Source organism: Candidatus Desulfatibia sp. (assembly GCF_036446775.1).
GTDB lineage: Bacteria > Desulfobacterota > Desulfobacteria > Desulfobacterales > UBA11574 > Desulfatibia_A.
Genome location: NZ_JAZFTO010000040.1, coordinates 1 through 8,252, shown reverse-complemented (window position 1 = coordinate 8,252; position 8,252 = coordinate 1). Strand labels below are relative to the sequence as shown.

General features: G+C 45.8%; 6 protein-coding genes. 4 read left to right on the top strand and 2 right to left on the bottom strand.

From position 1 onward, the window contains the following. Positions 1–284 precede the first annotated feature (284 nt). Together V3S16_RS01785 and V3S16_RS01780 are read left to right on the top strand one after the other, a co-directional pair. On the top strand, positions 285–1,013 hold the full coding sequence (locus tag V3S16_RS01785) for a formylglycine-generating enzyme family protein (RefSeq protein WP_413882957.1): 729 nt from the start codon (positions 285–287) through the stop codon (positions 1,011–1,013). A 743-nt stretch (positions 1,014–1,756) separates the two neighbouring features. Next, positions 1,757–3,463, top strand: coding sequence for an ATP-binding protein (locus tag V3S16_RS01780; protein WP_413882956.1), 1,707 nt, complete (start codon positions 1,757–1,759; stop codon positions 3,461–3,463). On the opposite strand, the gene V3S16_RS01775 is transcribed toward V3S16_RS01780, so the two are convergent. Beyond that, positions 3,453–4,352, bottom strand: coding sequence for an amidohydrolase family protein (locus V3S16_RS01775; protein ID WP_413882955.1), 900 nt, complete (start codon positions 4,350–4,352; stop codon positions 3,453–3,455). The genes V3S16_RS01780 and V3S16_RS01775 overlap by 11 nt on opposite strands. A 213-nt stretch (positions 4,353–4,565) precedes the next feature. Between V3S16_RS01775 and V3S16_RS01770 the strand changes: the two genes are divergently transcribed. After that, positions 4,566–6,335, top strand: coding sequence for a PAS domain S-box protein (locus V3S16_RS01770; RefSeq protein ID WP_413882954.1), 1,770 nt, complete (start codon positions 4,566–4,568; stop codon positions 6,333–6,335). After that, the gene (locus V3S16_RS01765) at positions 6,328–7,818 is read left to right on the top strand and encodes a hypothetical protein (protein ID WP_413882953.1); all 1,491 of its coding nucleotides are present in this window, start codon (positions 6,328–6,330) and stop codon (positions 7,816–7,818) included. The genes V3S16_RS01770 and V3S16_RS01765 overlap by 8 nt, the downstream gene beginning before the upstream one ends. A 22-nt stretch (positions 7,819–7,840) precedes the next feature. Here V3S16_RS01765 and V3S16_RS01760 read toward each other — a convergent pair. Then, positions 7,841–8,252: endonuclease V (locus tag V3S16_RS01760; RefSeq protein WP_413882952.1), on the bottom strand; the 412-nt coding region annotated here is incomplete at its 5' end.

The following is an 8,252-nucleotide window of genomic DNA, read 5'->3' as shown; positions in this document are numbered from 1 at the left end:
CGGTTGATTATCTGGTTAAGCCTTTCAGTGCAAACCAGCTGCTGGAAAAAGTCGACAAGTGGATTAAATAAATCAAAAAGTATATCCATCAGCGCCGCCGAGTTTGTTCCCGGAGTCCCCAGACTCCCGGGTTGAGCGCATTTCATAAAACTTTTAAAAAATCGCCCCGCTTGCCGAGGCGGTGTAAGCTAATTGGCATGAAACCGCATATGTACGTTTTGTTTTGCGCAGTCTTTGTTTCAATTCAGTTTCAGAATATTGATGCAAGCGGTCTTGAAACGCCGATGGTACTAATACCAGCCGGAGAATTCTGGCAGGGATGCAACAAAAAGGCGGACAGCGATTGCGAAAAGGACGAAAAACCCGGCAGGACAGTCCGTCTTTCCGCGTTCAAAATAGATAAATACGAGGTAACCGCTTCACGGTTTGCCGATTTCCTTAACCGCGAAGGGAACCCGAAGCAAAAATATTTCCTGGAAAACGACTACGCGACTATTGTAAAGGATCACAAAACAGGGAAATACCGGCCAAGGGAAAGTTTCAAAAAAAAGCCCGCCAATAACGTAAGCTGGTTCGGCGCCGATGCCTATTGCAAATCGTTCGGCAAAGAACTACCTACGGAGGCACAGTGGGAAAAAGCCGCCAGAGGAACCGACGGCAGGAAATTCCCGTGGGGCAACCGAGGGGCACACTACTACAAGCTGGTGTATGGCACACGGTTCGGCCTTGAGAAAATGGCCGAGATCGACGCAAAGGAGGAGGGTTTTTCGCCTTACGGCCTGAATCACATGTCTGGAAACATAGTCGAATGGACGGCCTACTGGTATTCCACCGATTACTACGAAAATGCTACTCCTAAAGACCCCATCGGGCCTGTAATAGGCACGATGCGCATTTTAAAGGGCGGTTCGTGGTATTCGGACGAGATATATGTGCGCCCTTCTTACAGGCACAGCGCATCGCCCGAAGAACGGGATAACAGGTATGGCCTTCGTTGCGCCCTCCGGCAGTGAACCACGAATAAAATTGGCCAAAGCTAAGGATAATTTAAAGTCAAATCTTGCGTATAGTCCGTATTCGCCTGTAATATAAAAGTATACAAATGGCTTATAATGCCACAATAAAAAAGGGAATTACGGGTTGTTTGTAACTATCTGTTTTTAAAAAGATTAAATTAAATAATTTGAGATGCTTCGCTAAAAGTGTTACATTGGTTTGTACCAGTTTCACTAGCAAAAGAGAGAGTTTAAACGAAACGTAAGATTACATGCAAAAGAAAACCGAAAATATGTTTTTTTAAAAAAAACCAACAAAACCCATTGATTTTTTAATAGGGCTGGGTTATCTTTATTGGCCTCTGGCAATTAGATAAACAGCGGAGGATCTTTTTAATGTCGCCTGCATCTAAAATGACAGGTGGCGCGACAATTTGAGGAGAAAGATTATAATGGCAAAAAAAGTGAAAAAGCAAAAATCTTGTAATCATTGCGGCGGAGTATTGACTTTTAACGGGGAGTACTTCTCGTGCCTTATGTGCGGCAGGGATAAAGACCATGAATGTGAACTTTGTGTAAACATCGGACGCATAACGAAATCGAAGCGCCCCAGGAGGGTAAAAGTCGCAAAGTAGAGCCTGAAACTTAATTGCAGGTTGATTTTGCATCGCGCGCCGCGACATTGGCGGCATTCCCTTGTTTGTAATGCGAAAAATAACCGTTAGAATGTAAATTCTATACGATATTACAGAAGGGGGACAATGGCCGTTAACGACAGGGCTGATTCGATCAGTTACGACAGGAGCGTCGTATCTTCCACTAAGGTTGTTGTTATCTCGAAAGATGAAACGGTAATCGAAAATATCCGTGGATTCCTCGAAGAAATCGGTTATTCGGTCCATACTTCGTCGTCCGTAAAATCCGTCATTGAAATAATGCAAGACGAAAAGATTGACATAGCCGTTGTCGATTTCGACATGCGAGAGGAAGACAGGGCATGGATCGTATCCGAGGGGAAAAAATCCAATTTATACATGGAGTTCATCGGTATTTTTGAGAAAGGGGATCTCGATCTACATTTTTCCGCATTCGATCTGGGCTTCATAGGCTTTATGCTCAAGCCGCTGGATAACCTGAATTCATACAAGATGATGTTCTATCAATTCGCCAAAAGGGTTTATTCGAACAAGAAGGAGCTTATCAGCCATTCCAGCCTGCACAGCTACTCGGAGGAGCTTAACCAGAAAAACAGGGAGTTGGATGCTAAAATAAATGAAATCGAGCGCGCAATGACGATTGCCGCATACCTTGCTTCCCCTGTAAGTACGCTTGATGAAAAACTGGACATGTGCCTCAAGGTTGTGCTGGAGCAGTTCGAGGCCACAAAGGGATCGGTTCTTTTGATAGATCACGAAAAAAACGAAATGGAAATCAGGGCCGCAACCGACTCCAAACTGATAGGCCTGCGCCAGCCCCTGGAAGGCGAGTCGCCGTCCGCGTGGGTTGCCAAGCACGCCAGGCCTCTTAACGTCGGCGATGTAAAGGAAGAAAGCGACATAAAAGCCAGCGGATCTTCGGATTACAGCCGCGACTCGTTCCTTTCATACCCCATCAAGGGCGTCGGGAAAGTCCTAGGCGTTTTCAATGTGACAAACAAAAGGGTAGGGGGCTTTACAAAGGAAGACGAGAAGGCGCTTTTCCGGTTTATGGACAGGGTAGCCGTAACGATAGAAAACGCGACGCTGGGCGAGGAGCTGAAAATAAAGCACGGTCAGCTGATAAAACTCGAAAAACTCAAAAACAACCTCACCCATATGATAGTGCACGATCTGAAAGGCCCGATAGGCGAGATAAAGGCAAACCTCAGCATGTTTTCAAGCGAAAAGATGGAAGACTTCGAGCGGGAAATAATGCTCACGGCGCAACTTGGCGCAGACCAGCTTTTAGGGATGGTTATGGACATACTCGACGTGAATAAAATGGAAGAGGGCAAGTTTCACCTTAACCGCGAGGATGTAGACCTGAAGGAGATCATAGATCAAAAAGCCGCACAGCTTGAGGCTTTGCTTAAACTCGAAAATAAATTACTTGAAACGCGCCTTGAAAGCGATAATTACATTATCAACGCGGATGGGTTGGTAATTACCAGAATACTTCAGAACTTTTTGGCAAACGCCGTAAATTACACGCCGGAGGGCGAAACGGTTGCCATTATAGTGGAGGATGCGGGGCCTGACAAAATACGCATAGCCGTGCAGGACGGCGGCCCCGGCGTTCCCGACGAGTTCAAGGAGAAGATTTTCGAAAAGTTCGGCACGGTCAGCGGGGACGACCGTAAAAGCAAAATGAGCACCGGCCTGGGACTGACCTTTTGCAAGATGGCGGTGGAGGCGCATGGGGGCGAGATAGGCGTTGAAAACGCGCCGGATGGCGGGAGTATCTTCTACTTCACACTGCCTAGGGCGTGAAGTAAAGCCGTTTCGCGTTTCCGCCGAAGATCAAATCGGTTTCACCGGATGAGATTCCAAGCGCTTCAACCACATTCAACTGTTCCTTCATTATCGATGTGCGGTAACCAGTGTCCGGCCTTAAAACGGTATCCGTGCCGAAAATGATACGCTCCGGAGAATAAATTTCTATCGCCCTTTTGAAAACCTCTTTCAGCTTCCAGTTTTCCGGTGTGTATTCGGTCCAGTTGTTGGTGCCGGAGGTATCGAGGTAGAGGTTCTTCGTATGGTACCCCAGCAGGCATACCTCGCGGAAAAATCCCGCGCCGAAATGCGCGATTATAAAATTAAGTTTCGGGAAAAGCCTCAGCGGAAGCTGGAGGTCCAGCGGGTTGGTGTACCGGTAATCTGCCATCGGCGCGTGCGTAATGCCGTAGTGAAAAGTTATCGGCACCCCAAGGCCCTGCGCCTCCTCGTAAAGCGCAAAGAGTTTTTTGTCGTAAGCGTGGAAAAGCTGTATCGAAGGGTATAGCTTAAGGCCGCAAAGGCCGTATTCGTTTACGCCGCTTTTTAAGACATCGGGCGCATCGTGCGATGCGGGGTCGTTGATAAAGGCGTATCCGTAAAGACGCTCCGGTGAGTTAGCCATAAAGTCGCGCACCTGCTCCGGCCGTTGCGAAATCGGGAAAAAAACGGCCTTTTCTATTCCATTTTCGTCCATGACCTTCAGCCAGTCGTCCGCCTTTTCCTTTAGGCTTGTGCCCGAAATGTACTTCATAGATTTATCGGCAAAAATCTTGTGCCCGCTTTTCCTGATTTGCTTGTCGGAGCCGGGGTAATTCTTTTCGAACCTCTTTATTGCGTCCTCCAGCATCTCCATCGTCATCAGGTGAACGTGCGCGTCAATCATAATCGTTTCCCTTTCGAAAGCTTTCCTTACAAACCTTGCCGGTTCGGACAATCAGGGGACCGTAACACATTGTTCATTATATCAGCCGCACTTAAAAGATTAATCCCGCCAGCGTCAGGGGGGGGGGGGGGTCCAGTAAAACTAATTATGGATTATTCTGACATTATTTTGTATGATTATGATAATAAGTAACCATTATTCGCGGATTGAGCCATGAAAAATAAGCATAGCCTGGCATTACTGATTATTATTATGACAGTCATTGTATTGTCTGTAGGCGCAATGACATTCTATGAGTTGTACCACGTAGCAATCACGGAAGAACGGGCCTGGCTGGCAAATATAGCCAAAAGCCAGGCGGGTTTGATAGAAGCCGTAGCGAGGTTCGACGCCAAACACAGCATGGAGGATCATCTAGGTGGAGCCGTGGCGGCGACATTGAGCCAAATTAAAGACGCTCATGGACGCCATAGAGGGTTTGGTAAAACTGGAGAGTTTACACTCGCCAAGCGGGAAGGAGAAAAAATCGTTTTCCTGCTTAAACACAGGCACCATAACCTTGATAACCCCGAGCCGATTCATTTTAATTCCGATTTAGGCGAACCGATGCGACGTGCGCTTTCGGGGCTCTCTGGTACTATGATAGGGTTCGATTACAGGGGCGAAAAAGTTCTCGCGGCTCACGAACCCGTAGCCGAATTGAATCTCGGAATAGTAGCTAAAATGGACATGGCGGAAATCCGCGCCCCCTTCATAAAGTCCGGCGTCAAGGCGGCTGGCGGCGCTATTGTTCTTATCCTGCTCGGATCGCTTCTATTTATCCGTATTACCAATCCTTTAATACGGAAACTGCAAAAAAGCGAAGAGAGCCTTAAAAAAGCCCAGGAAGTTGCCAACATGGGGAGTTGGGAGTTTGATCTTAACTCAAACAAGACGTACTGGTCGGATGAATTGTACAGGATTTACGGCGTTAATCCCCAAGATTGTAAACCGTCACATGAATTGTTTTTAAGTATGGTACACATGGATGACAAAAAAAAGATCGAAGAGTTTTTTTATCAGGATAGAACAGATAATAAGGTCTACGAAATCGAATTCCGCCTTGTCAAACCTGATGGCGAGGAGCGAATCATATATAACCAGTTTGTAATCGATTTTGATGATGCAGGCAAACCTGCTCGAATGACGGGTATAAATATGGACATCACCGAGCGCAAGCGGGCTGAAGAATCTCAAACGCGATTAGGCCGCATTCTCGACAAATCTTCAAGCGAAATATATATATTTGACCCAGGTACGCTGAATTTAATGATGGTGAATATGAATGCAAGGCTTAACCTGGGCCTTACTGAAGAGGAGATGATGAAATTGAAGATTTGCGACTTCAACGTGGAACACAACGAGCGGAAGTTCAAAAATGTAATAAAGCCTATCCATGACGGCGAAACGGAAAGTATAAGCTTTTTAACTAGCCATAAAAGGGCGGATGGGTCGTCGTACCCCGTTGAACTAAGTGTCGGCATAATCTCGGAAGAGACACCGCCTGTATATGTCGCCGTCGCACAGGATATTACCGAACGGAAGCGAGCCGAGGACAAACTTAAGGAATCGGAAATAATGTTCAGGTCGATTACGCAAACGGCTTTGGTGGCAATAATTACAGCCGATTCCTCGGGCAGGATAGTTACATGGAACAGGGGAGCCGAAGATCTTTTTGGCTACGGCGAAAACGAAATCAAGGGAAAATCGATAACACTTATAATGCCGGAGCGGTTCTGGGAAAAGCACAATGAAGGGCTGGAACGCGTCCGCGCGACAGGGAAATCTGCCATTGCTGGAAAGCGGTTGGAATTATTCGGGCTAAAGAAGGACGGAAGCGAATTCCCTTTCACTATGACAATCGCATATTGGGAGACCGAGAAAGGAATTTTCTTTAGCGTGGTAATTATCGAAAAGGCGAATAAAGAGCAAGAGGATGAATAAATCCAAGTCTAAGCTTATTGACATCAGTGGGGCTTTTATAGTTATAGAGGCAAACGATCAGGCAAAAAATGTTCTGCAAAGTGCAATCGAACATGTCGTAAATAATCCAAAAATAATATTTAATCGCAACATGTCAACCGGCATAGAGACAATAAAATCGCTTACCCAATCCAAAGGCATAAACATGGTTATAAGCGATATCCAGTACAGTGATACCTTTAACATCCACACGCTCATACGCAAGATGGAAGATACACCGTCGCTCTGGAATGTCCCACTCATCTTATACACAAATGAAATAGACGCGGAAATGATTAATAAGATAAGGAAAAACATAAAGCATCTTCCCTTCAGGATTATTATTAAAAGTAGAGATTACATTTTGATTGCAAAAACGTGCCAAGAGCTTCTCGAATTCCAGGAGGAAAACAAATACTATTTGGAGATCGAAAATTCTGTTGCCACCTATGCGAGGATAGGGAATACGACGCTCATTTTGAACATGTTCAAGAAAATTGACGTCTACGCAACTAAATACAAGAAGGCGTTTCCTGAGGCGAAAGTGAATTTCCTTAAAGGAAAGACATATTACGAGCTCTGGAAAATGAAGCTGGTGGCAAGCGACAATCTAGTAAAAGAGATAGAAAAATGTGCGCATGACAGCCCCGAAGCTTTGGCTAAGGTGGCTGAACTTGAACTGCTTACCAAAGAAGTCGAAAATTACAATTCAAAGGCGGAGGAATATTTTGGAGCGGCTAAAGAGACATTCCCCAATTTCTGGCCAAATTTGTACATGCTGTTCAATATTAGTATGGTTAAAAACAAAATGGTCAAAGCGAAAGAATACCTTTGTAAGCTTATAGACATTTTTCCGGAACAGAGCGAGTATTACTTCAAAATGGGGAAAATCAACGAGTTTGAGGGCGATTTAATCGGCGCATTAGGGAACTACTATACCGCGGCGCGTAGCCTGATGGAACATGGTTATGCGGGGAGGCCGACTGAACATGTAATGGAAATAGTGGACAAGTCGCTTTCGTTGACCAAAAAATTAATGAAAAAGCACAATATCACAAGGCTTTCCACCCCAGAACACATCCATAGTTTCGATGATTTCCTGCCCATGGAAACCCTTCAAAAGGTGAATGCTATGTCACGGAAGGCTATGAAAGAGGTTGTAAAAGATAACCCCAAAGACGCCACGCTCTACAATAAAATTGCCATAACCCACCGGAGAACCGGCGACTTGTTGACGGCCATAAAGATGTATGAGAAAGCCTTAGTAATCGACCCGGACGATTACAGGATCAGGATTAATTATGCCGCCGCCATTGCGTTAAGAGGTTCATGGGATCAGGCTGTAGAAGAAATGGGAAAAGTGCTGGAGCTGGACAGCGAAGGTGAAGACGAAGAGATATGTAACTCTCTCGCGGATATTTTAGAAAAAAAAGATAAAGTCAGGCTCGAAGAAATCCTTATCTGAATTTCAGATGCAGAAGATATTATTATAAATGCTCTGATTTTGATAACGCATCCGCAATTCTTACCGGCTCCGGAAGCCTGTATTTGGTAATGCAGCCATTTATTATATCAACAGCTCTTATAAGGTTAATACCGTTGCCAACCGATACGAAGACCGGCTTAACGCCGTCTTTCGACCTGAAGCACGCCCCGATAACTTCGCCGCCGCCGTCCCTTACGAACGTATAGCCGCCTCTACTTTTGCCGGGCATATCGAATTTGCCGTACAACGGACTCTTAGCGCACCCGATAGAGGGGATTCCCAAAAGTATCCCCATGTGCGTAGCTATCCCCATCCCGCGGGGATGCGATATGCCGTGCCCGTCGAAAATAATTACGTCCGGCTTGTTTTTTACCTTCTTAAAACATTCGATCAAGGCCGGACCTTCCCGAAAA

Bases quoted from the DNA above. Each gene is read 5' to 3' on its own strand.
- V3S16_RS01785 (WP_413882957.1), top strand. From the start codon at position 285: ATGGTACTAATACCAGCCGGAGAATTCTGGCAGGGATGCAACAAAAAG.
- V3S16_RS01780 (WP_413882956.1), top strand. From the start codon at position 1,757: ATGGCCGTTAACGACAGGGCTGATTCGATCAGTTACGACAGGAGCGTC.
- V3S16_RS01775 (WP_413882955.1), bottom strand. From the start codon at position 4,352: ATGATTGACGCGCACGTTCACCTGATGACGATGGAGATGCTGGAGGAC.
- V3S16_RS01770 (WP_413882954.1), top strand. From the start codon at position 4,566: ATGAAAAATAAGCATAGCCTGGCATTACTGATTATTATTATGACAGTC.
- V3S16_RS01765 (WP_413882953.1), top strand. From the start codon at position 6,328: ATGAATAAATCCAAGTCTAAGCTTATTGACATCAGTGGGGCTTTTATA.